General features: G+C 67.0%; 16 protein-coding genes. 3 read left to right on the top strand and 13 right to left on the bottom strand.

Going from position 1 to position 23,152, the window contains the following annotated elements; all coding sequences use genetic code 11:
• Positions 1 to 35 precede the first annotated feature (35 nt).
• Positions 36 to 887, bottom strand: coding sequence for a VOC family protein (locus tag QO058_RS10670; protein ID WP_284171986.1), 852 nt, complete (start codon positions 885 to 887; stop codon positions 36 to 38).
• A 324-nt stretch (positions 888 to 1,211) separates the two neighbouring features.
• On the opposite strand from QO058_RS10670, the gene QO058_RS10675 reads away from it, so the two are divergent.
• Positions 1,212 to 2,540: an NAD(P)/FAD-dependent oxidoreductase gene (locus QO058_RS10675; RefSeq protein WP_284171987.1), complete on the top strand. Its 1,329-nt coding sequence runs from the start codon at positions 1,212 to 1,214 to the stop codon at positions 2,538 to 2,540.
• On the opposite strand, the gene QO058_RS10680 is transcribed toward QO058_RS10675, so the two are convergent.
• From QO058_RS10680 to QO058_RS10720, 9 genes are all read right to left on the bottom strand, one after another.
• Positions 2,537 to 3,367, bottom strand: coding sequence for an inositol monophosphatase family protein (locus tag QO058_RS10680; protein WP_284171988.1), 831 nt, complete (start codon positions 3,365 to 3,367; stop codon positions 2,537 to 2,539). The two genes, QO058_RS10675 and QO058_RS10680, sit on opposite strands and share 4 nt — an antisense overlap.
• A gap of 38 nt (positions 3,368 to 3,405) precedes the next feature.
• Positions 3,406 to 4,248, bottom strand: a complete 843-nt coding sequence (locus QO058_RS10685) for an endonuclease/exonuclease/phosphatase family protein (protein ID WP_284171989.1) — start codon at positions 4,246 to 4,248, stop codon at positions 3,406 to 3,408.
• 33 nt (positions 4,249 to 4,281) lie between these two features.
• Positions 4,282 to 5,148: a carbohydrate ABC transporter permease gene (locus QO058_RS10690; RefSeq protein WP_284171990.1), complete on the bottom strand. Its 867-nt coding sequence runs from the start codon at positions 5,146 to 5,148 to the stop codon at positions 4,282 to 4,284.
• Positions 5,145 to 6,023: a carbohydrate ABC transporter permease gene (locus tag QO058_RS10695; protein WP_284171991.1), complete on the bottom strand. Its 879-nt coding sequence runs from the start codon at positions 6,021 to 6,023 to the stop codon at positions 5,145 to 5,147. The genes QO058_RS10690 and QO058_RS10695 overlap by 4 nt, the downstream gene beginning before the upstream one ends.
• Before the next feature lie 4 nt (positions 6,024 to 6,027).
• Complete coding sequence (locus QO058_RS10700) at positions 6,028 to 7,317, bottom strand: ABC transporter substrate-binding protein (protein WP_284171992.1); 1,290 nt, start codon at positions 7,315 to 7,317, stop codon at positions 6,028 to 6,030.
• A 54-nt stretch (positions 7,318 to 7,371) separates the two neighbouring features.
• On the bottom strand, positions 7,372 to 8,412 hold the full coding sequence (locus tag QO058_RS10705) for an ABC transporter ATP-binding protein (RefSeq protein ID WP_284171994.1): 1,041 nt from the start codon (positions 8,410 to 8,412) through the stop codon (positions 7,372 to 7,374).
• Between the two features lie 183 nt (positions 8,413 to 8,595).
• A complete protein-coding gene (locus QO058_RS10710) occupies positions 8,596 to 15,114 on the bottom strand; it encodes an autotransporter domain-containing protein (protein WP_284171995.1) in 6,519 nt (2,172 codons plus the stop codon).
• 56 nt (positions 15,115 to 15,170) lie between these two features.
• Complete coding sequence (gene ampH / locus QO058_RS10715) at positions 15,171 to 16,382, bottom strand: D-alanyl-D-alanine-carboxypeptidase/endopeptidase AmpH (protein WP_284171996.1); 1,212 nt, start codon at positions 16,380 to 16,382, stop codon at positions 15,171 to 15,173.
• 175 nt (positions 16,383 to 16,557) lie between these two features.
• Entirely contained in the window at positions 16,558 to 17,544 is a 987-nt protein-coding gene (locus QO058_RS10720) for a LytTR family transcriptional regulator DNA-binding domain-containing protein (protein ID WP_284171997.1), read from the bottom strand.
• 274 nt (positions 17,545 to 17,818) lie between these two features.
• Here QO058_RS10720 and QO058_RS10725 point away from each other — a divergent pair, with 274 nt between their 5' ends.
• Together QO058_RS10725 and QO058_RS10730 are read left to right on the top strand one after the other, a co-directional pair.
• Complete coding sequence (locus tag QO058_RS10725; protein ID WP_284171998.1) at positions 17,819 to 18,265, top strand: VOC family protein; 447 nt, start codon at positions 17,819 to 17,821, stop codon at positions 18,263 to 18,265.
• Positions 18,266 to 18,396: 131 nt separating this feature from the next.
• Complete coding sequence (locus QO058_RS10730) at positions 18,397 to 19,608, top strand: MFS transporter (RefSeq protein ID WP_284171999.1); 1,212 nt, start codon at positions 18,397 to 18,399, stop codon at positions 19,606 to 19,608.
• Between the two features lie 108 nt (positions 19,609 to 19,716).
• Here the strand turns inward: QO058_RS10730 and QO058_RS10735 are convergent, their stop codons facing one another.
• From QO058_RS10735 to QO058_RS10745, 3 genes are all read right to left on the bottom strand, one after another.
• The gene (locus QO058_RS10735) at positions 19,717 to 20,952 is read right to left on the bottom strand and encodes an MFS transporter (protein WP_284172000.1); all 1,236 of its coding nucleotides are present in this window, start codon (positions 20,950 to 20,952) and stop codon (positions 19,717 to 19,719) included.
• Between the two features lie 72 nt (positions 20,953 to 21,024).
• Complete coding sequence (locus QO058_RS10740) at positions 21,025 to 21,921, bottom strand: polyphosphate kinase 2 family protein (protein WP_284172001.1); 897 nt, start codon at positions 21,919 to 21,921, stop codon at positions 21,025 to 21,027.
• A gap of 148 nt (positions 21,922 to 22,069) precedes the next feature.
• On the bottom strand, positions 22,070 to 23,134 hold the full coding sequence (locus QO058_RS10745) for a TRAP transporter substrate-binding protein (protein WP_284172002.1): 1,065 nt from the start codon (positions 23,132 to 23,134) through the stop codon (positions 22,070 to 22,072).
• Positions 23,135 to 23,152: the final 18 nt, after the last annotated feature.

The raw sequence follows: 23,152 nt of genomic DNA on the forward strand, positions 1-23,152 counted from the left end.
TGCGACGGGGCCGTTCGCGAAAGGGTGAAACCGGCCTATTGCGGCAGGAAGCTCACGATCAGGCCATTGGCCGAGGCGGCGGGGACGCTGAGCGTCGCGCCATGGCGGATGCCGACGGAGCCGAGCGCCTTGGCAGCGCCATCGAGATCCGCGCTCGCCAGCACGATCGCCACCGCTCCGGCGGGTCCGGCGCCGACCCGCACTGCTTCGGGATAGCGCTGGGCGAGGCCGGCGGCATCGTAGAACAGGAAATCGGCGCGCTTGCCGCCTGACGGCACCAGCCAGGCATCGTCCTGCTGCTTCACCGGCTCGTCGATCAGCCGGCTCAGATGTTCGGCAGCGGCCTTGGGATCGGCGGCGAGCACCTCGACGCGGATGATGCGACTTGCGCCGTTGGCATGGCTCTGCAGCTCGGGAATCCAGACCGTATCACGGGTCAGGTGCTGACAGGCGAAGATGCGCAGGCTGCCGGGAGTCTCGTCGAGCGGCCAGCGGAAGACGTTGAATTTGGCCTCGCCCTTGCCGCCATTGGGCAGGTCAACCGGGCGGCCGAAATGCACCGGGCCGAGCGGCTCGAGCCCGCGGCTCTTGAGCTCGGCCGCGCCGGCGGCTGCGTCATCGGTGGTGAAGGCCGCCCGCTCGATGCCCTCGCGCTCCCGAAGAAAGTCGCGGGTCGGCTTGTTGTGCTCGGTCTCGGCCAGGATGCCGAGCAGCTCGACATAGTCGTCGCCGAACATGATCGTGTAGTTGCCGCTGCCGAGAATGGGCGAATGCGTGCCGCGCGGCGAGACAGTGAAGCCGAGGCTCTGCCATTGCCGGGCCGACGCGTCGAGATCGCGAACCGTCACCACGACATGATCGAGACCGAGAATGTGCTTCAGCGGCATGACGCCCCTTTTGACCAGAACCCAACGGGAGGAGAGTTCATCCGAACGGAAGTTAGGGCGCAACCGTTTCGGGATGACGTTTCCAGCAGCCCCCGCTGCACGGCAGACATAGCGTCGGGAGAATAGTCTTTTCAAGGAGACGAGCGGAGAAGCCAAAATTTGGTAGAATCAGTTCGTTTCAGCCAAGAAATATAGAAAACTGTTCTCCCTCGGATGAACGGCTGGGAATAGCCTGCTTGCAGCTCGGCGGACATGGCGGCAAGGATAAGGCTGGCCCGCCATGCGGGTCCTCACTCATTCATGCCCAGCCGAAAGACGTCGCCGATGACTGCCCCCTCCCCCGTCACCTGGCCGCCCTCGCTCTGGGCTGCGACGGCTCAAGCCGGCCCTGTGCTCGGGACGCTTGAAGGCGCAATCGAGAGCGATGTCGTGGTGATCGGCGCCGGCTTCACCGGGCTTTCGACCGCGATCCATCTGCGCGAGAGCGGAGTCGGCGTCACCGTCCTGGAAGCGGCCGAACCCGGCTGGGGTGCATCCGGGCGCAATAATGGCCAGGTCATCCCGACGCTGGCCGGCCACGATCCTTCCGCGATGGTAGCGAGGCATGGCGAGGCCGGCGAACGCTTCAACGCAGTGCTGCGCGACAGCGCGCAATATCTCTTCGATCTCGTGCGCAAATACGAGATCCCGGCCGAAGCCGAGCAGGCGGGCTGGATCCAGCCGGTGCATTCGCCGGGGCGTTTCAAGCTCGCCGAGAAGCGCGTCAGGGAATGGTCGGCGATCGGCGCGCCGGTCGAATTGCTCGATCGCGCGGCAGCGGCCGAGATGCTCGGCTCGGATGCTTGGTACGGCGGCTTCTGGAACCCCACCGGTGGTCATATCAACCCGCTCGCCTTGACCCGCGGCCTGGCCGAGGTCGCGCTCAGGCTCGGCGCGACCATCCATGCGCGCTCGCCGGCCGTGAGCATGGCGCACCAGAACGGTCGCTGGCTGGTGAAAACGGCACATGGGTCGGTGACGGCCCGCGCGCTCGTGCTGGCGACTAATGCTTATACCAGCGAGTTCGAGCCCGACCTCGCCCCCGATATCGCCAGCGAGGTCATCCCCGCCCTGTCCTGGCAGATGGCGACCAAGCCGGTCAGCGACAACATCGCCAAGACGGTGATCCCCGGCCGGCAGGCGATGTCGGACACGCATCGCGAGCTCTATTTCGCCCGCTGGGATGCCCGCAACCGCCTGGTGACCGGCGGCGCCGCGATCCTGCCGGGTGCTGGCGGCGCCAATCTGCGCCCGGCGGTCGCGGCGCGGCTGAAGCGGCTCTGGCCGCAGCTCGGCGATGTCGAGTTCGACTATGTCTGGTCCGGTTATGTCGGGATGACCCCCGACAACCTGCTGCAACCGCAGGTACCGGGCTATCCGCGCATCCATCAGCTCGGGCCGAACGGCTTCGGCTGGGTCGGCTGCAACGGCCGCGCCGTCGCGCTGTCGATCTCGCTCGGCCGCGAACTGGCCAAGGCGACGCAAGGAACGGCATTGGAGACGCTGGGCCTGCCGCTCTCGGCGCCGAGGGCGCAGCCCTTCCAGGGCCTGATCCGCCGCATCGCGCCGCTCGCCCTGCCGCTCTACCGCAAGCTGGACGCGCAGGAGATCTAGGCGGTTTCTCCCAGCAGGATCGTGCGGATCTCCTGCCAGCTCTCCGCATCGGGCGCACAGAGCAGGCCGAGCGTCGGCTGCGCCGGTCGATAGGGCTGCCCGTCCAGCATGCGGACATGGCCACCGGCCTCGGCATGGATCAGCGAGCCCGGCGCGTGATCCCAGGCGTTGAGCCGGCCATAGAGCAGGAAATGGCCGTTTCCGGCAGCGGCGAGCCGGTACTCATGGCCGCAGCAGCGCAAGGAGCAGACATTCGCGAAGGCGGGCGTGCGCCCCGGCAGCGTGCTGCGCAGCGGCTCCGGGAAATACTGCCAGCTCATCATCCCGGTCATCTCGCGCGGGGCGGCTGGCGGTGCCACACGCAGGTCTCGGCTGGTGCCGTCGCCGGCGAGCCAGGCGCCTTCGCCACGCAACGCCATGGCGCTGTCGGAGACGACTGGATCATGGATGACCGCGGCGACGACCTCGCCCTTGACCAGCGCCGCGGCCATCACCGCGAAGAGCGGCAGGTCGGAGGCGTAGTTGAGGGTGCCGTCGATCGGGTCGATGACGAAGGCGAGCTCGGCATCGGCGAGGCGTTCGAGCAGGGCAGGGTCGGCGGCGACCGCCTCCTCGCCGATCAGGGCGGCGCCGGGAAACCCCTTGGCCAACTCGGCGCTGATGAAGCGTTCCGCCGCCTCGTCGGCCTCGGTGACGAGGTCTGTCGCCGAGCGCTTCTCACGGATCTCACCCTCGGCGAGGTTGCGAAAGCGCGGCATCACCTCGCGCCGGCCCGCCTCGGCGAGGATCCCTGCGAGCGTCTCATGATCCTGGCGTGTGAAGATCATCGTGGCCCAGTCGGCAAGGGGGATTGTGCGCGCGGCATTCAGCCGAGGTCGAACTCGACGAGGATCGGCTGGTGGTCGGAGACCTTGGTCTCGATATCGCAAATGATGGTGCGGGCTCGCGCCGCGAGATCGGGCGTCGCCAGCACATAATCGAGGCAGCCGGGCTGACCATAGGTCTGGTCGAACAGGTTGGCGGTCATTGGATGCGGCGCCTCGCCCATCACCGAAGGCCAGAGGTCGACCAGCGGCAGCTCGCCACCGTCGAACGGCGCCAGCAACCGTGCCAGCACCGGATCGTCCGGCCGCATGTTGAAGTCGCCGGTCAGCACAGCGCTCGCCGAGCTCGGCGTCATCCGATAGGTGTGCGGCCCGGCTGCCCGAGGCTTGGCATGACGCGCCAGCGCCATGCGGTGGGCCTCGCGGATGCCGTCGATCTGCGCGGCGCGCAGCTCCGAGGACGAGTATTCGAGATGCGTCGTCATCAGCCTGACCGGGCCGAGCGGCGTCAGCGCCATCGCCTCGATCAGCATGCGCGGCATGTTGCGGGTCTCGGCCGCCTCCCAGGGCAGAAGATGGCGCAGCGCCTGCGCGATCGGATAGCGCGTCAGCAGGAGATTGCCGAAGCGCTGGCGGCCGCCCTTCCCATCAGCGACATCGACCCCGATGCCCTCGATCGCGGTGAAGCCCGGCAGCAGTTCGGCGAAACGGGCGAACTGGTCGGTCTCGTCGTTGAAGTCGAGCTCGGGAAAATTGTCCGCGACCTCCTGCAGGCAGAGCACGTCGAAATCCGCCATCTGCCGGGCATGGGCGACGACGCGCGCCGGGTCGACACGATCGTCCATGCCGCGAGCCCACTGGATGTTCCAGGTGATCAGTTTCATCCGAGCCGCCATGTCGTCACTCGATTCATGTCGTCACTTGATTCCTGCGCGCATGAAACTCTGCACGAACTGGCGCTGGAACAGCAGGAAGCCGACCAGGAGCGGCGCCGAGGTCATCAGCGTCGCGGCGCAGATCACCGCCCAGTCGATGCCCTGGTCGCTCGACGAGAACACCTGCAGGCCGACCGTCAGCGGCCGCGACTCGACCGAATTCGTCACCAGCAGCGGCCAGAGGAAGTTGTTCCAGTGATAGCTCACCGAGACCAGCCCGTAGGCGATATAGGTCGGCTTGGCGAGCGGCACATAGACCTTCATCAGCACCTGCAGCGGGCTGGCGCCCTCGACGCGGGCCGCGTCGTCGAGCTCCTTCGGCACGGTCTTGAAGGTCTGCCGCAGCAGGAAGATGCCGAAGGCCGAGGCGATATAGGGCAAGGCGATCGCCGGGATCGTGTCGATCAGGTTCACCCTGGCGAGGGTGCGGTAGTTCTCGACGATCAGCGCGTCGGGCATGATCATCAATTGCGCCAGGATCAGCGCGAAGGCGATGTCCCTCCCCCAGAAATCCTGCCGCGCCAGCGCGTAGGCCGCGAGCGTCCCCAGCACGAGCTGGAAGACGAGGATCATGGTGACGAGGATGAAAGTGTTGAGGAAATAGCGCGCGAAAGGCGCGGCCGCCCAGGCGCGGGTGAAGTTGTCCAGCGTCAGCGGCGCGCTCAGCTCGAACCGGGTCGTGTACTCGGCCGGATGGATCGCCGCCCACACGGCATAGGCCAGAGGCAGAATCCAGAGCAAGGCGAGCAGGATCGCGCCGGTCGATTCCAGCGTCAGCGCCAGGCCCTTCGGCGCGTAAGGATCGGGACGGCTGGTGGCCGCCGGCTGCGGTTGAGACGCGGCGCTCATTGATAATGCGTCCTGCGTTCGAGCCAGCCGTACTGGACGAAGGCGACCAGCGCGAGCAGCAACAGGAGCACGCAGGTCAGCGCCGCCGCATAGGCGGTGTCCCAGAAGCCGAAGCCGACCTGGTAGATGTAGAACAGCAGCAGTGTCGTCGCGTTGTCCGGGCCGCCGCGCGTCATCACGAAGATGTGGTCGATCATGCGGAAGGCGTTGATCACCGCATTGATCAGCACGAACAGCGTCGTCGGCATCAGCAGCGGGAACTGCACGCGCCGGAAGAAGGTCCAGCGCGAGGCGCCCTCGATCGCAGCCGCCTCGCCGAGGCTGGGCGGGATCGCCTGCAGCGCCGCGAGGTAGAAGATCATGAAGAAGCCGGCCTCCTTCCAGATCGCAACGACGGTAACGGCGTAGAGCGCCGTATCCTGCGACCCAAGCCAGTTGGTCGAGCGCCCGCCGAAGGCGCCGACGATCTGCTCGAGCAGGCCGTATTGCGGGGTGAAGAAGAACAACCAGATGTTGGCGACCGCGATCATCGGCAGGATAGTCGGGGTGAAATAGGCCATCCGGACCAGAGTGCGGCCGGCGATCCTGTCATTGACCCAGACCGCCATCAGCAAGGCGAGCGCGATCGAGGTCGGGATCGTGCCCATGGCGAACCAGAGATTGTTCGCCATCGCCTTCCAGAAGATCGGATCGGCCGCCATCTGCTGGTAGTTGTCGAGCCCGACGAAACGCGCCGGGCGGCGCGCCCGCGGGGTCGACATGAAGCTGTCGACGAAGCTCGCGATCGCGGGCCAGTGCGTGAACAGGGCCAGGCAAGCCATGGCCGGCAGCAAAAGCAGCCAGCCATGGATCGTCGCGGTCGCGCGGTTGGTCATCGGCTCAGCGATAGGACTTCAGGATGCGCTCAGCTTCAGCCTGGGCGTCGGCCATCGCCGGGCCCGGCTGCTTCGTGCCGGTCAGGGCCGCCTGCAGGCCATCGTTCAGCGCCTTGGTGACGCGCTGGTTCTCATGCGTCGAGAGCTCGGCGACGGCGGTCGGCAGCTGGTCGCGGGCGACGAGGGCCTGCGGGAAATCGGCGACGTATTTCTTCATCGCCTCGGTCTCGTAGGCCGCCGGGGTCACCGCGACATAGCCGGTATCGGCGCTCCACTGCGCCGCACGCTCCGGCGTGGTGATCCAGCGCACGAACTTGAACGCCGCTTCCTGCTCGGCCGGGCTCGCCTTCTTGGAGAGGTAGAAATTGCCGCCGCCGGTCGGGCTGCCGGGCTTCTTGCCGGCGGGCAGGACGGCGACGCCGAAGGGGAACTTGGCGTTGGCCCTGACATTGGTGAGGTTGCCGGTGGTGGTCCACATCATCGCGACCTTCTTCTCGAAGAAGTCGCGCGGCGTGGTGCCCCATTCGACGATGCCGGGCGGGTGGACCTTGTGCTTCTGCGCCAGGTCGACCCAGTACTGCAGCGCCTCGACGACGCCGGGATTGGCATAATCGGTCTTGTCGCCGGCCGGATTGGCGAGGATCGCGCCGGCCTGCGTCGTCAGCCCCTGGAAGAGCCAGTAGGGGAAGCCGGAAGACGGGATCTGGATGCCCCATTGGCTGGTATTGCCGGCGGCATCGCGCTTGGTCAGCTTCTGCGCGAATTCGAGCTGCTGCGCCCAGGTCGTCGGCGGCTTCTCGGGGTCGAGCCCGGCCTCCTTGAACAGCTCCTTGTTCCAATAGAGCACCACCGTGGAACGCTGGAACGGGATGCCCCAGGTCTTGCCACCGGTCTGGCTGTTTTCCATGAAGCCGGGGAAGAAGCTCGACAGCCACTTCTTGTCGTCCTCGGTCTTGATGAAGGGATCGAAGGGAACGATCGCCTCCTCGTCGATCAGGGTGAACATGTCGGTCGAGAGCAGCACCGAGAGCACTGGCGGCGTGCCGCTCTTATGCGCGGTCAACGCCTTGACGATCGTCTCCTGATAGGTGCCGGCATAGATCGGCTTCACCTTGATGGTCGGGTTTTCCTTCTCGAAGCCGGCGGCATAGCTGTCGATCAGCTTGGTGATCGGCCCGCCGACGGCAACCGGATAAAAGAAGGAAAGCTCGGCCGATTGGGCGAGGACCGGTCTCGCCATGGCGAGCGAACCGGCCAGAGCCGCGGTGCTGCCCAGAAATTCACGCCTGTCCATGTCTCACACTCCCCTTTGTACGGCGTTTTAAACGCCTTGGTTGTTCAGGCGTCGTCAGTCGAGGACGAGCCTTTGCTCGGTCTTCAGGTCGAACCAGTGCACCGCCGCCTGCGACAGCCTGATATGGACCCGGTCGCCCGCCGCGGCGCGAACCTTTCCGGGCCGGCGCACGATGAAGGGCTGACCGTCGATACGGGTCTCGACCAGCGTGTCGGCGCCGAGATATTCGACGGCCACGACATCGGCCGCGATGCCGGCATCGGTGAGCTCGGTCATCTCGGGCCGGATGCCGACCGCAAGCGAGCCCGGCTCGGCATGAGCCGGCGGCGAGAGGCCAGTGCCGCCGCTCGCCAGAATGGAGGCGAGCGGGATGACGTTCATCGGCGGCGTGCCGACGAAGCGCGCGACGAAGATCGTCGCCGGATTCTCGTAGAGCTGGTCGGGCGGAGCATCCTGCTCGATCCGTCCGTTTCGCATCAGCACGACCTGGTCGGCCATGGTCATCGCCTCGACCTGATCATGCGTGACATAGACCATGGTGATGCCGAGGCGCTGTTGCAGCTCGCGGATTTCGCGACGCATCTCGACGCGCAGCTGAGCGTCGAGATTGGAGAGCGGCTCGTCCATCAGGCAGACCGGCGCCTCGGCGACGATGGCACGGCCGAGCGCGACACGCTGCTGCTGGCCACCGGAGAGCTGGGAGGGCTTGCGCTCGAGCAGGCCGGCGAGCCCGAGGATCGAGGCGGCGCGGGAGAGCCGCTCGTCGCGATCCGCGCGCGACACCTTCCGCACCTTCAGTCCGAACAGGATGTTCTCCGCCACAGACAAATGCGGGAACAGCGCATAGTTCTGGAACACCATGGCGATGCCGCGTTGCGACGGAGCCGCACGGGTGACGTCGCGCCCGCCGATCGCGATCGTGCCGGTGCTGCTGTCCTCCAGCCCGGCGATCAGCCTGAGCGTGGTCGACTTGCCGCAGCCGGAGGGGCCGAGCAGCGCGACGAGCTTGCCGCCCTCGACGGTGAAGCTGACATTATCGACGGCGGCTGCGCCGCCCCAGCTCTTCGAAACGGCCTTGAGCTCTACCGAAACCATTCGCGACCCGGCCATCCCCAGCAATTTGTCGTGAGCCGGCGCAAAAATCCGACCTGCCGGCTACGCGCCGAGGCGCGAGCATGATGCCAAAAACCACGCTGATACAAGAGCGCGCCCGTACGGGTCCGCACGCTCCAATGCGATTTCAAACAAACGGCCGAACCTTGCCAGCACCCTGTTCCGTCAGAACCTGACCGCGAGCCTGGCATTGAAGGCGTGGTCGGTAGCCCGCTGCGCGAGCTGGCCGTCATAGGAGAGCGCGATTTCGGCGCTGGGCGTGAGGTTCAGTGCCAAACCTGCACCGACGACGAGCGCATCCCGTGCGATCGGAACGCCCGCGATCGAGAATGGCGACCCGCCCGTAAAGCTCTGCAACGACAACGGGGTGACATCGCCTGCGGCGCGGCGCCAGCCGAGCGTGGTGTCGAACCGCACAGGCAGGCTGCCGAGGTCGAAACCGATCTGCACGCGCAGGCCCAGCGTCGCGAAGGCAACCGCGGTGGTCTGCGTCTTGGCCGAGAGCGCGGCGACACCGCCGGTCTCGGTAAAGGCGCCGCTGCGCAGGTTGACATAGGCGAGATTGGCGAAGGGCTCGAATGCGGCCGGGCCGAGATCGAACCGGTAGGCGATCTCGCCGAAGGCCTGGAGGCTGCGGGCATCATAGCCGGACTTCAATGTCTCGCCGAAGCCCGGGAAGGAGACGGTGCGCCGCGTCGACAGCTCGTGCCAGGCATAGGTCAGCCCGCCGGTCAGGCGGAAGCGATCGAAGCGGGCACCGCCATAGAGGCCGACATGGTAATTGTCCGCCTCGCCGCGGGAGAGGCGCTTGGCCACCTCGAAGGTCGAGCGCGAATAGCCGGCGGCGATGCCGATCCGTGCATCCTGCGCCGCCGCGATGTCGAAGCCGGCGACCAGACCATTGTTCGAGCGGGTCAGCGAAGCGGCATTGCCGTCGCCCCGCGTCTGGCCCCAGGAACCGAAGCCGCGGGCCCAGAGCGCAAAGCTCTCCGCCGATCCCGCCGACACCGCGCCCTTGCTGGAAGCATAGGCCAGCGTCGCGATGCGCGGCGCCCCGATCCCGTCAAAGGCGGCACGGACCCGGTCGGAGACGGCGCTGCGGGCGATGCCGCTGCCCTCGATCACGGCCGTCTTGGCTGACGCGTGGATCTCGCCGGAGAGGCTGTCATAGGCGCGCCTCGCCTCGCCTTCGTCGCGCAATTGCGTGAAGCTCAGCCAGAGCGGGCTGGTATCGCCGAGGCTCTCCAGGCCAAGCGCGGTCTGCACCTGATTACGCGTTTTCGCGATCGATGCGAACTGCAGGTCATTACGCAGCAGGGTCAGCGTGACGCTGGTCGCGTCATAGTCCAGCGAGGGGTCGAGGAAGAGATAGCGCGAGGTGACGTCGTCGAAGCGGCCGTCGACGCCCTGCGCCGCCGTCAGGATGGTGTAACGCTGGTTTGCCCAGTAATTGCCGTCTTCGCCGAGATGGATGACCGATCCGCCCGAAAGCCGCGCCTTGCCGCTGGCGCGGATCAGGTCGCTCGACGTGCCGTCCGGGCTGACCTCGACCTCATAGGCCGCGCCGCGCGCGAAGCCGATGTCGCCGGCGACCGTGAGCGTGCCGATCGAGTTGCCCGGCGCGATCGTCGCGCCGGAGCGGATCATGGTCGCCCCGACCGTGCCATTGCCCTGCAGCCGGGCGCCCGCGTGCACATCGAGCTCGCCGCCGAGCGCGCCGTTGACGACGAGCCTGCCGGCGGAGACCGTCGTCGCGCCGGCAAAGCCCGAGCTGTCGCCGGTCAGTTCGAGGCCGCCCCTGCCGGCTTTGGTGAACCGGCCCGCTCCGGAGAACACGCTCGCCAAACTGGCATCGCCCTGCTGGTTGAAGATAACCGCGCCATTGTTGGCGATGTTGCCGGAGATCGAGGCGGCATCGCCAACGAGCGTGCCCGCCGTCACGATCGTGTTGCGGTAGAAACTAGAGCTGGTCAGCGTCAGCGTGCCGGCGCCGGTCTTGATCAGGTCGCCCTGGCCATAGACGCCGCCACTGAGCGTCGCATCATGGCCGTTGGTATCGAAGGTGCCGTTGCCGATCAGCAGCATGGTGCGGTCCGTATTGAACGAAGCGCCGAAGCGCAGCGCACCACCGAGGAAGCTGATTGCGGTTCCGCTGGCGCCGAGATTGCCGTCGGCCGAAACCTCGAGCGTGCCGGCCTGGATCAGCGTGCCGCCGGAATACGAGTTGGTGCCGGTCAGGGTGGTCGTACCGGAGCCGGACTGCGCGACGACGCCGCTGCCGGAGATGGCGCCGCCGAAGCTGTAGTCGTTCGCGCGATTGAAGCTCAGGACAGCGTTGTTGACGACATTGCCGGCGAGCTCGCCGGTCGTGCCACCATCGCCGATCTGCAGCATGCCGGCCGCGACCGTCGTACCACCGGTATGGATTGCGCTGCCGGTCAGGACGAGCGTGCCCCAGCCCGCCTTGATCAGGCTGCCGGGACCGGTGAGGTCGCCGCCAATGGCGAAGGTCGTGCCGATCTGCGTAGCAATCGTCGCGGCGCCGTCGAGGAAGAAGCTGCGGCTGCTGCTGATGTCGGCGAGCGTCGCCAGCCGGGCGTTCGAGATCAGGATGGGCGGGCTGGAGGCTGCGCCGAGATTGGCGTCGGCGACGATGGCGAGCGTGCCGCCGAGGATCGCGGTTCCGCCGCTCTGGGTGTTCGTGCCGGTGAGCAACAGCGTGCCGGCTCCGTCCTTGAAGAAGGTACCCGTGCCGGTGATCCTCCCGGCATAGAGGCTGTCATCGCTCTGGTCGACCGTGAGGTCAGCGCCGCCGAGTGCGACCTCGCCGCCGCTGCCGGCGAGGAAGCGCATGCCGAGATTGTAGCCGCCGAGGTCGAGCTTGCCGCCGGTCAGGACCCAGTCGGTCATCGTCGGCAGCGCGCCGGCACTGTCGGCCCGGATCGTACCGGCGCTGATCAGGGTCCCGCCCGCCCAGCTGCCGGTGCCGGAGAGGGCGAGCGTGCCATCGCCCCATTTGATCAGCCCGCCCGGGCCGCTGACCGCGCCGCTCAGGGACAGCGTCGTACCGGCGGCGGTCTCGATCGCACCGGTGTCGCGCAGGGTGACGGCGCGGGCCGAGGTGATGTCGGCCGTCGTGTGCAGCGCGCCGTCGTCGAGCGTCACGCCGCCGCTCGCGGCACCGAGATTGGCGTCGGCCGAGATCTGCAAGGTGCCGCCCGAGATGATGGTGCCGCCGCTGTAGCTGTTGGCGCCGGACAGGATCAGCCTGCCATCGCCGGTCTTCTCGAGCCCCTCCGTGCCGGTGACGGTGACCGCGAGCGTCGCGGTCTCGCCATCGAGCACGCGAAGCTCCGGCGTGGTGACGACAAAGCCGCCATTATTGTAGCCGTGCAGGTTGAGGCTGCCGCCGGCGCCACCGACCAGTGTGTAGCTGCCGCCGACGAACTGCAGGCCGACCGCGTTCTGCTGGCCGTCCAGGGTGATCGTGCCGCCCGGGCCGCGGAAGACGCCATAGGCGCCGCCCCATTGCACCGGCGTCGAACCGCCGAGGTCGAACCAGTTCGGATTGGCGGCGTTCCAGGTGCCCGAGGCGCCGCCGGCCGTCGTCGTGCCCCAGAGCTGCAGGATGTTGAGCCCGTTTGCGGTGACAAGGACGTCGACCTTGCCGCTCTGCGAGGTGTCAGGCGTGTAGGTATAGGCCACCGGGCTCGTGACCGGGGTGCTACCGATGACGAGGCCGCTGCCCGAAAGGCTGCCGCTATAGCTGACGACGCGGTGATAGCCGATGTTCGGCTGGCTTCCGCCCGACAGATCGACCGTGCCGCCATTGAGGGAAAGGTCGGTCGTCCGCGTCGTCGCCGAACCGAGGCCGGGCGTATCGGCGCTCGCCATCCGGTAGGCGTAATGGCTGCCGGCGTTCAGCGTCAGCCTGCCGTCGACGAGCAGCGCCGGCCCATCTGACGGGCGCACCGTGCCGCCGCTCTCGACCGTGAGATTGCCGCCCACCGTGAGCGAGGTCTTGCCCGACGGCGCCAGCGTCCCGCCGGCATTGATCGTGGTCGCGCCGATCGCGCCTTCGCCCTCGACCCGGCCGCTATTGTTGATCGCCACCGTGCCGCCAAGCCGCGCGCTGCCCGCCAGGCGCAAGGTGCTGCCCGCGACCGTCGTCGCGCCCGAAAACCCCGAGCTGTCTCCGCTCAGGATCGTCGTGCCAGCGAGGACACCGATCGCCCCGGCGCCGGAGATCGCGCTCGAGAACGCGTAGTCGCTAGCGGTGTGGTTGAAGACCAGCGCACCGGCACCGGCGCCGAAGCGGATGTCTCCCTCGAGTGCTCCGGGGGCAACCGCAGCCTGTCCCGCCGCAGCGCCGATGATGACCGTGCCCGAGCTGCCGGCCATCCTGGCGACGTCGATCCGCTTGCCGGGCCCTGGCCCAGCCCCGCCGCCATCGGAGAGCGTCAGCGTGCCGCTGCCGGACGCGCCGACCGTGAATGTCGTCGCGATCAGGCTGGATCCCGGACCGGTGACCAGCGCCGAGCCTGTGCCGTTCTCACCGAGCACGAGCTCCCGAGCCCCGACATGCGATCCATTGCCCGTGACGCTGATCGCACCGGCTCCTCCGGCCGCCGCCGCGGTGGTGATCAAACCGGCTTGAACGGTTCCGCCATTGGCGACGGTGAGGCTGCCCTGGCCTTCATCTCCAATGGCGAGCCGGCTCCCGACAGTCCACGTCGCCCCGGGCCCGGTGACGTCGACGGCCGCAACCGCGCCTGGAGCGTTCGTGATGTGGGCGTTCGCAGCCGTCAGTTGCGCTCCCGGCGCAAAGACGAGTGTACCGACATCGATCGCCATGTTGCCGACGCGGGCAGTCGCAGCGCCCGAGAGCGTCCAGGTGCTCGCACCGCTCTTGTTGAAATCCAGGAAGCCCTGATATTGCGAACCCAGTCCGCGCAGATCGAAGCTCGCATTCACCGCGCCGCCCAGGACGAGCGTCGCATTGCTGCCGCCGGTCGCCTTGCCGACGAGATTGTATCCTGCTTGCAATTCGACCGAGTTACCGCTGCCGTTGAGGGCGATCGCCGCGCCCTGAGAGCCCGGAACGAAGCCCTGGCTGCCGCCACCGCGAACCTCGCCCGCAATCGTCAGCGATGTGCCACCACCGGTCACGTCGATGCCGGACCCGCCGGCGCCGCCACGGCCGCTCGATGATTGCTGGCCGAGGCCGCCGAGCCCGCCGGCGACCTGCCCGCCGCCCTGGATCGTGATGGTGGCCTGACCGTCGACAAAGATGCCGTTGCCTCCGGGGGCTCCGAACGTCGCATAGCTGGCATTGCCGCCACCACCACCGGTCACGATTCCGCCCACCGTAATCGTGGCGGAACCCGTCACATGGATGCCGTCACCCCCCATTCCAGCCGCGCCGCCGTAACCTTCGCGGCCACCATTGCCGCCCCGCGCGCGGCTATTGGATGCCAGCGTGATGATCGTGCTGCCACCGAAGCGCCCGTCGACTTCGATGCCTGAGCCGCCGCGACCGCCGTTTCCGCCGTTTCCGAAATTGCCGCGATTGCCGTCCGGCATGCCGCCGTAGCCGTGGCCGGAACCGCCGTCGCCGCCACCTCCGCTATCCCCGCCATCGCCTCCATTCCCGCCCTGAGCAGTGGTCGCGAAGAGACTGATCTGCCGGCCATACAACGACAGAAGTCCAGCACCGCCGGAGCCGCCGTCGCCGCCGGAGCCACCGGGGCCGCCATCGCCTGGGTACATGCGGATCGGTATGCAGCCCCTGCCTGCCGGAAGGCAGACTTGCGTCTCATAGCCGCCGGAACCATGCCCGCCATCTCCGCCATTTCCGCCCCGGCCGCCATGGCCGCCTTGGAGAGTCGCATTGGTGGTCGTCACGATGAGGTTGGACGGCGCTATCCAATGAAACCCGCCTGAAAATGGGCTGTAGGTGAGTTGCTGGCCGGGAAGTGTTAACCCCGCTGCGCCGCCGCCGCCGCCGCCACCACCGCCGCCGCCTGCGCCCCCATGCCCGATGAAAGGATCCCTATAGGAGTTGCCTCCCGTCCCTCCGTTCCCGCCATCACCGCCATGGCCACCTACCAGGCTGATCGTCTGGCCCGCGGTCAGCGATTTCCCGTAGAAATCGAGGCCGACGGCTCCGCCACCACCACCGCCGCCGCTGCCGCCATCATGTCCCGGCGCACCAGCTGCGCCGTGCGACGGCGAGCCACCTGTCGAACCGGACTGCCCGACATGCCCGAGATAACCGGGCGGGATCGACTGGAGAACGGGCGAGGTGCCGGTGATGTCTCCGCCTGCGCCGCCACCGTGGCCGCGCACACCGCTGCCACCCTTGCCCCCTTGGGATCCGCCACCCGACTGGGCATTCGCCCCACCACCACCTCCACCACCGCCGCCGGAATATTCGTTACTGGAACTCCCTGCTTGTCCGGCGGTGGGACGACTGACACCATGCGCACCGCCCGCTCCTCCCTTGCCGCTCACTTGCCCCCAGGCGGGCAAAGCCAGCACAAGGGGCGCGCACAACGCGACCGGGCCAGCCATGGCGAGCAGCGCGCGCAGCATCGCTGTCGATGATGCGAAGCCGTTCGACGCATGGACGGGACCCAGGCCGGCAGCCGGCGCGTGCGCCGTGGTTGCCAGCTTGACGTCCATCCAGTGTCTCAATGGCCCCGAGCCCTACTCACGAAATCTTTCGAACCCCGACCTTGCTACGGGTGCGCTGGCGCGAGCTCTGCTGCGAGCTCGCGCACCGCGGTCCGCAGCCCCTCGAACATGGCGAAGTCGACCTTGCTGGCGACGACGAAGATGCCGAGCCTGCGGTTGGGCGAGAGCACGACATAGCTCATGAAACCGCCGAGCCCGCCGCTCTTGCCGAGCAGGAGCGGCACCTTGTCCTTCGGCCGGCTGACGATCCAGCCCAGCCCCATCCCCTCCGAATCCGTGGCCTCGACGCCGACCAGGCGCGAGAGACCGTCATGCGGCCGCCAGAGCGCATGCGCCAGCGAGCGCACTGGGCGATCCGCGGCATCGTCGGCGAGGTGCCAGCGCATCCAGCGCACCATGTCCTCGGCGGTGGTGTAGATGCCGGCGCTGGCCTGCATCACTTCGCCGGCTTCCCAGTTCGGATCGGGCTTGCCGAACGGATCGAGCCCGGTCATCAGCCGGGGCTTCTGCGCCTCCGACAGGCGTAAGGTCGTATCCGCCATGCCCAGCGGCACGGCGATCCGCTCACGCACCAACTCGGCGAAGGGCTTGCCGCCGGCCTTGCCGAGCGCCTCGCCGAGCAGGCCGAAGCCGACATTCGAGTAGATCGCCGTGGTGCCCGGCCGATAGGCGGGGCGGTGGCCTGATATCCAGTCCCAGTAATAGGAAGCCTTGTAGCCAGCGAACGGGTTCTGCTCGCCAGGCGGTGTCGCCGGATCGGCCAGTTCGCGCGGCAATCCGGCGGAATGGGTCGCGAGGTCGAGCAGGGTGATCGGCCGGTCGTCGAAAGCCTGCGGCGCCTTGCCGGGCGGGGCATAGCGGGCGAGCGGCGCGTCGAGCGAGAGCTGCCCATTCGCCGCCATGGCGGCGAGCACGTCGGTCGCGAAGACCTTCGAGACCGAACCGACGCGAACGATCGAACGGCCATCCGGCTCCTTGCCGCTGCCCGGCGCGGTCTCGCCATAACCGGCGATGACACTGTCCTCGCCGCGGACGACGGCAAGGATCAGGCCCGGTGCGCGGGCGTTCAGGAACATCGCGACGCCGGTCATCGAGGCCGCCTCGCGCAAAGCGAGATCTTCGGCGACAGCCCGCCGCTGCCAGCTCATGGTCGACAGCGAGGCGAGCAAGCAACCGAGGACGAGCCGTGCCGCCTTGCGCGCCGGGACGCGTCTCGAATGCGAGGCGGTGAAGCTGCGGTAGCGATGAAACGGCATGGGCTAGGCGGGTTTCTTGGTCGATTTCCGTATGGTCTCGCGCACAGGCGAAGCGGCAAGCGGAATTCGACCAACGGACATGCCGGTTCGACGAACGGTGCTTCAGGCCAGATTCATCGTGAGAAATCAGTTAATTGGCGGGTTACCTCGGCGGCGCCGAATCAAACGCCGACAGTCAAACACCGAGGCGTTGCCGCAGCTCCTGCCGATAGGAGCGCGACACCGGCCAAGCCTCGGTGAGGCGGCCGATCCCGATCGTCCAGCGATCCCCGGCGCGTCGGTCGAGGCCGCTGACATGCTGCAGGTTGACGATCGCCGTGCGGTGGATGCGCAGGAAGGACGCTGCCGGCAGGAGCCCGGTCCAGATTGTGAGCGGGCGCAGGTCCAGCACCGTCGAGCCATCCTGCAGCCAGACCTTCGCATAATCGCGCGCCGATCTGACACCGAGAATGGCTTGCGGTTCGACGCCGATGATTTGTCCCTGCCGGCGCAGATAGACCAGCGGCGCGAACCCTCTGGAAGAGTTGGCGAGAGCTTGCCCGCCATGGAGGGATCCATAGCGTGCCAGCGCGATCAGTTCGGCACATTGGAACAGCGCCCCGATATCGCCGGGCGGCCAGCCACGGGTGGCAATCGTCGCATCGAAGCCGATGCAGGCCCGCAAGCGCCCATCATGGAAGACCGGGACGCTGAGCACGCTCTTGTCGCTCTGCCTGAGCATCTCGACCTGGAGCGGACGGGCCGGGCGCGGCAGCTCGGCGACGCGGTTGATCATCACCGCCCTGCCCCTGACCAGGAACTGGTGGAGCCAGGCGATCATCGTCACCGGCGTGTTCTGCAGATCCTCGACAAAGGACTGGACGCCTTGCCGGCTCCATTCATGGGTGTTCCGGAAGCGCAGCAATTCGGCGTCGTATTCGAACATCCAGGCCCGGTCCGCCCCGGCGAGCGCGCCGATCTCGGCTAGTGCTGCAGTGATCGCGATATCGACCGGCTCCCGGAGCAGCCATCTGGCCATGCGATAGGGCCAGTTCGATCCGGCGGCATCACCGCAATCGGCGAGCGAGCGGGCTTCGTAAGCCGCATCCGGTCCATGGTCGGCGAGGACATCGTCCCCGGCGCGACCGTGGTCCTTGTGCTGCTGGCTCCCGATCTCACGCACAGCGTTCGCCCCTCGCCGGATCGGCGTATTTGGCCGGGCGATAGCGCGCTCGCAACTGAAATCTCGATGGCGGCTGCCCGGCCGCCGTGCAGTGATGGATATTTACCGGGCAGGCGATCACGACACCCGGAACTTCGCAGCCCCCAGGAGGTTGACATCGGCCAGCCATATACGTTGATATCAACTTTCATGGAACGATACTGACCGCTTCTGGGGCCCCCGCGGCTATCTTGCCGGACGCCTATCGAAGCCTCTCTCGGAAAAGGAGACGACCATGAAGATCGTGACCAGCTTGAGCTTCCGCGGCCAGTGCCGCGAGGCGTTCGAATTCTACGCCAAGGTGCTGGGTGGAAAGATCACCGCGGCCATGCCTTACGGAGATGCGCCGCCCGGTATGGGCATGCCGACCGACGACACGTACAAGAGCTGGCTGATGCATTGCTGGCTCGAGGTCGGCGATCAGGCGCTGATGGGCGCCGACATGGATACCGCCTGGGCTCCCAATGTCGACAAGCCGAAGAACGGCTTCGACGTCACCCTGCACACCAATGACAAGGCAGAAGGCCAGCGCTGGTTCGATCAGCTGGCCGAGGGCGGCAAGGCAGTGATGCCGTTCAGCGAGACCTTCTGGTCGCCCGGCTTCGGCTCGCTGGTCGACAAGTTCGGGGTCCCCTGGATGGTCAACACCATCCCGTCGGGCGACTGGAAGCCGCAGGGCTGACCTGGCGACATCGTCGCAAAAAAAATCGCAGCGGCCTGTCGGCACGGCCGGAGCCGCTGCGTCCTAGGGGCATTGAGCGCGTGAGACCGCATGGCGTCGCCAGCGGAACGCGAAACGTCCCGGAGATTCCTATGAATCAATCCTATCGCTGGGTGATCGTCGCGGCAGGCGGCCTTTTGGGCTGCGTTGCGATCGGAGCCATGTTCTCGCTGCCCGTCTTCCTGCGGCCGATGTCGCAGGACACCGGCTGGTCCGTCACCGGCATCTCGACGGCGATGACATTCGGCTTCCTCGCCATGGCAGCCGCCAGCATGGTCTGGGGCGGCCTCTCCGACCGCTACGGGCCGCGCCCGGTGGTGCTGACCGGATCGGTCGTGCTGGCCACGAGCCTGGCGCTCGCCAGCCGCGCCGACTCGCTGATCGAATTCCAGCTCCTCTTCGGCCTTTTCGTCGGCGCGGCGACCGCTGCCGTCTTCGCGCCGATGATGGCCTGCGTCACCGGCTGGTTCGACACACAGCGCGGCCTCGCCGTCTCGCTCGTCTCTGCCGGCATGGGCATGGCGCCGATGACGATGGCGCCGCTCGCAGCCTGGCTCGTCACCGGTCATGACTGGCGCACCGCCATGCAGATCATCGCCGGCATCGCTGCCGTGCTGATGATCCCCGCGGCGCTGCTCGTGCGCCGGCCGCCCGCGCTGGAGGCTGCGGCGCAGGGCGAGGCGATTGCCGATGAGCCGCAATCGGGGATGAGCGTCGGCCAAGCGGTGCGCTCGCCGCAGTTCATCACGCTCATGCTGGCGAACTTCTTCTGCTGCGCCACTCATTCCGGCCCGATCTTCCATACGGTGAGCTACGCCGTGACCTGCGGCATCCCGATGCTCGCGGCCGTGTCGATCTACAGCGTCGAGGGGCTGGCCGGCATGTTCGGTCGCATCGGCTTCGGTTTGGCCGGCGACCGATTCGGTGCGCAGCGCGTTCTGGTGATCGGGCTGCTGACGCAAGCCTTCGGCGTGCTCGCCTACGCGTTCGTCGGCCAGCTCGGCGGCTTCTATGCCGTGGCGGTGCTGGTCGGCTTCATCTACGCCGGCACGATGCCGCTCTACGCCGTGATCATTCGCGAGAATTTCCCGTTGAAGATGATGGGCACGATCATCGGCGGCACCGCGATGGCCGGGAGCCTCGGCATGTCGACCGGCCCGCTGCTTGGCGGCCTGATCTATGACCGCTTCGGCACCTATGCGCCGATGTATGTCGGCTCCTGGGTCATGGGTCTGGCGGCGATGCTGATCCTGATGACGTTCCGGCCATTTCCTAAGAAGCAGCCGGAATTGGCGATGGCGTAGCGCCTGCTGGAGCAAGCCCGCGATTCCCTGAATCGCGGACATGCTCCAGCTCTTTGTTTTATCGCATTTTCTTCACGCGAACCGGTGTCCACTTCGCTCAAAAATGCTCTAGCGCTTGGTCATCTCGATGTCCGGAATCGTCGGGCCGCTCGTACCGCGCTCGCCATCGACCATTGGTGGCGACGGGTTTCGCGAGATCCGCAGCGCGATATAGATCGCGACGGCCACCGACAGCCCGGTGAGATAGATCAGCATCCCCTGCGGGCCCATGAACTGCATCAGCAGGGTTGCGGCCAGCGGTCCGATCGCGGAGCCCGTGCCCCAGAGGAACAAAAGCTGTGCCGAAAGCCCGACGGCATGGTCGCGCCCCATGCGGAAATAGGCATGGGTGACCGCAACCGTATAGAGCGGGATGCCGCAGCCGCCGATCAGTGCGAACAGGCCGAAGAGCCAGATCCGGCCATGGGCCGGATCTGCTTGCAGGAGCACCGCGAGCCCGGCTGCGGTAACCGCGACGATGCTGGTGGCGATGAGCATGATCAGGCGGCTGGCGACCCGGTCCGCCAGCAGGCTCATCGGCCATTGCAGCAGGAGCGCGCCGATCTGGATGCCCGCTGTGAGCAGGATGGTGGCGCGCTGATCGAGGCCGGACAGGATGCCGTAGGCGGGGGTCACGCTCGTCAGCGGGCCGCCAACCAGCCCCACATAGAGGCAACCAACGACCGCAGCCGGCGCTTGCGACCATAGTGTCCGCAGTCCGACCGAAACGATCTCGCTTGATTCGGGCCCCCGGGCACGCGTCAGCGCGACGGGGATCAGCGCCAGGGAGAAAGCCATGCTGGCGAAGAGGAAGACGTCCTGCGACTGGATCGCGACATAGCCGACGCCGATCTGCGAGCCGATCAGCGCGACGCGGTTGAGGATCTGGTAGATGCCGAAGATGCGGCCGCGCTGGGCCCGGTTGGCCTGTCCGCTGATCCAGCTCTCGATGCAGATGCCGTGGCCGGCTGCCGCCAGGCCCATGACCAGCCGCGCGAGGCCCCACCATGCTTCCGGCAGCAGCGGAAAGCTCAGCGTCGAGACCGCCTGGAGCGCCGCGAACACCGCAAAGCCGCGGATATGCCCGACCCGGCGCACGAGCGAGGGATTGACGAAGCAGCCGATCAGGAAGCCGAGCGAATAGGCCGAGGCGACGAGGCCGATCAATAGCGGCGGCTGGCCTGCGATCGCCATCTGCAACGGCACGACCGTGTTCACGATCGTGCCGGCGACCTGCAGGATCAAGGCACCCGCGACGATTGCGCCGAGCGCGGCGACAGAACCGCCATGGGCTTTTGCTGTCACGGCGTGGTCACATCCCGAAAGTCTGTTTCGGCGACGCTAACAGCTCACCCGGATTCGGGAAAGGCTGGCGGCTCAATCCTTGCGCTTGTCGTCCTCGGCCAGCAATTCCTTGCGGGCTTTGGTCAGCGCCTTGCGCGCCTCGGCATCGACCGCCGGGAATTGCGGGTCCAGCTGCTCCAAGCGATCGACGATCGTCGCTGCCACCAGGAGCCGGGTGAACCATTTGTTGTCGGCCGGCACCACATGCCAGGGGGCGTGCTCGGTCGCGGTGTTGGCGATCGCGTCCTCGTAGAAGCGCTGATACGCGTCCCAGTGCTTGCGCTCGGCGAGATCGCCAGGCTCGAACTTCCAGTTCTTGTCGGGCTCGTCGATCCGCGCCAGGAACCGCCGCCGCTGCTCCTCCTTCGACAAGTTGAGGAAGAATTTCAGGATCACCGTGCCGTTGCGCGCCAGGTGCTTCTCGAAATCGCGGATGCTCTCGAAGCGCTCGCGCCAGATGTCCTTGCCGATGAGCTCAGGCGCCAGCCCCTGCTTCGCCAGCAACTCCTCGTGGACACGGACGACCAGCACCTCCTCGTAATAGGAGCGGTTGAAGATACCGATCTCGCCGCGTTCGGGCAGCGCGCACGTCGTGCGCCAGAGGAAGTCGTGGCGAAGCTCGAGCGAGCTCGGGGCCTTGAACGAGGTGACCTCGCAGCCCTGTGGATTGACGCCCGACATGACGTGCTCGATCGTCCCGTCCTTGCCGGCGGTATCGATCGCCTGCAGCACGATGAGGACAGACCAGCGCTTCTCGGCGAAGAGACGCTCCTGCAGGTTGCGCAGGCGCTTGACGCCGCTCTGCAGCAGCTCGCGCGCCTCGTCCTTGTCGAGATCGAGGCCGCCGGTGTCGGCGGGGTCGAAACGCTTCAGCCGGAAATCAGCGCCATCGGCAACCCTGAAGTGCTCGACCAATCCGTCTTTCAGCATGCCCGGCGTCCCGTGAGGAAGATCGGCCGCCAGTCTGACTTCATGCCGGTGATTGTCCAGCCCTTGGCCTGCTCTCGTCCGAGAGACTGAGCAGCAGTTGCTGCGGACTTCGCCAGCGGCCGGCCGCCGGCGAAGCCCGCATCTCCGCCTACTTTGCGTATTGCTGGATCAGTGCGCGCGCATCCGCGATCAGCTTCTTGCCGTCGGCGCCCTTCGCCCCGACCTCCTTGATCCAGTCCTCCTCGACCGAGGCGGTCGCGTCGACCCAGCGCTTGTACTCGTCCTGCGGCAGGTCGTAGAAGACGCCGCCGAGATCGGCCGCCTGCTTCTTGAAGGGCTCGACCACGGCGTCGAAGCCGATCTCACCGGCCCAGGCCGAGGTCTCCGGGCCACTATTGGCGTCGATCACCTTCTTCAGATCGGCTGGCAGGCTGTCGTATTTCGCCTGGTTCATGCCGAACAGGAAGATCGTGTTCGAGATGCGCGGCGCTCCCGCCGGCACGTTGAGATGGTACTTGGCGATCTCGGCCAACTTGATCGACGGCGAGCCTTCCCAGGGCACGGCCGCGCCGTCGACGACGCCCTTGGCGAGCGATTCCGGCACGGCCGGCAGCGGCATCTGCACCGGGGTCGCGCCCAGCGCCGCGAGCATGCGCGAATTGGCGCGTGTCGCCGCCCGGATCTTCAGGCCCTTCATGTCGGCGAGCGTCTTCGGCTGCTTGCTGGTGAAGTGGAAGAGCGCGCCGTCATGCACGTGCATGAAGATGCGCTTGACGCCCTTGAACTCGTCCTCGGCATTCTTCTCGACATAATCCCAGAAGGCGCGGCTGCCGGCCTTGGCCGTCACCACCATCCAGGGCAGTTCGAAGACCTCGGACTTGGCGAACCGTCCGGAGGCATAGGTCGGCACGGTCCAGATCGCATCGACGACGCCGTCGCGCACCTGGTCGAAGAGCTGCGCCGGCGTGCCGCCGAGCTGCATCGCCGGGTAGATCTGGCATTTGAGCTTGTCGCGCGATTCCTTGGCGATCTTGTCGCACCAGGGCTGGATCAGCTTGACCTGCGCGCTCGAGGTCGAGGGCAGGAAGTGGTGGACACGGATGATGATCTGCTGCGCCGAGGCCTGTGTCGCCGCCATCAGGCCTGCCAGGCCACCGACAGCCAACAGACCGCTGCGGAACCGGTTGAGGATGGACTTCCGTTGCTTGCTCATGCTGCACCTCCCTGTGTG

Origin of the sequence: Bosea vestrisii (genome assembly GCF_030144325.1) — a bacterium.
Classification (GTDB): Bacteria; Pseudomonadota; Alphaproteobacteria; order Rhizobiales; family Beijerinckiaceae; genus Allobosea; species Allobosea vestrisii_A.

Bases quoted from the DNA above. Each gene is read 5' to 3' on its own strand.
- QO058_RS10670 (WP_284171986.1), bottom strand. From the start codon at position 887: ATGCCGCTGAAGCACATTCTCGGTCTCGATCATGTCGTGGTGACGGTT.
- QO058_RS10675 (WP_284171987.1), top strand. From the start codon at position 1,212: ATGACTGCCCCCTCCCCCGTCACCTGGCCGCCCTCGCTCTGGGCTGCG.
- QO058_RS10680 (WP_284171988.1), bottom strand. From the start codon at position 3,367: ATGATCTTCACACGCCAGGATCATGAGACGCTCGCAGGGATCCTCGCC.
- QO058_RS10685 (WP_284171989.1), bottom strand. From the start codon at position 4,248: ATGAAACTGATCACCTGGAACATCCAGTGGGCTCGCGGCATGGACGAT.
- QO058_RS10690 (WP_284171990.1), bottom strand. From the start codon at position 5,148: ATGAGCGCCGCGTCTCAACCGCAGCCGGCGGCCACCAGCCGTCCCGAT.
- QO058_RS10695 (WP_284171991.1), bottom strand. From the start codon at position 6,023: ATGACCAACCGCGCGACCGCGACGATCCATGGCTGGCTGCTTTTGCTG.
- QO058_RS10700 (WP_284171992.1), bottom strand. From the start codon at position 7,317: ATGGACAGGCGTGAATTTCTGGGCAGCACCGCGGCTCTGGCCGGTTCG.
- QO058_RS10705 (WP_284171994.1), bottom strand. From the start codon at position 8,412: ATGGTTTCGGTAGAGCTCAAGGCCGTTTCGAAGAGCTGGGGCGGCGCA.
- QO058_RS10710 (WP_284171995.1), bottom strand. From the start codon at position 15,114: ATGGACGTCAAGCTGGCAACCACGGCGCACGCGCCGGCTGCCGGCCTG.
- ampH (WP_284171996.1), bottom strand. From the start codon at position 16,382: ATGCCGTTTCATCGCTACCGCAGCTTCACCGCCTCGCATTCGAGACGC.
- QO058_RS10725 (WP_284171998.1), top strand. From the start codon at position 17,819: ATGAAGATCGTGACCAGCTTGAGCTTCCGCGGCCAGTGCCGCGAGGCG.
- QO058_RS10730 (WP_284171999.1), top strand. From the start codon at position 18,397: ATGAATCAATCCTATCGCTGGGTGATCGTCGCGGCAGGCGGCCTTTTG.
- QO058_RS10740 (WP_284172001.1), bottom strand. From the start codon at position 21,921: ATGCTGAAAGACGGATTGGTCGAGCACTTCAGGGTTGCCGATGGCGCT.
- QO058_RS10745 (WP_284172002.1), bottom strand. From the start codon at position 23,134: ATGAGCAAGCAACGGAAGTCCATCCTCAACCGGTTCCGCAGCGGTCTG.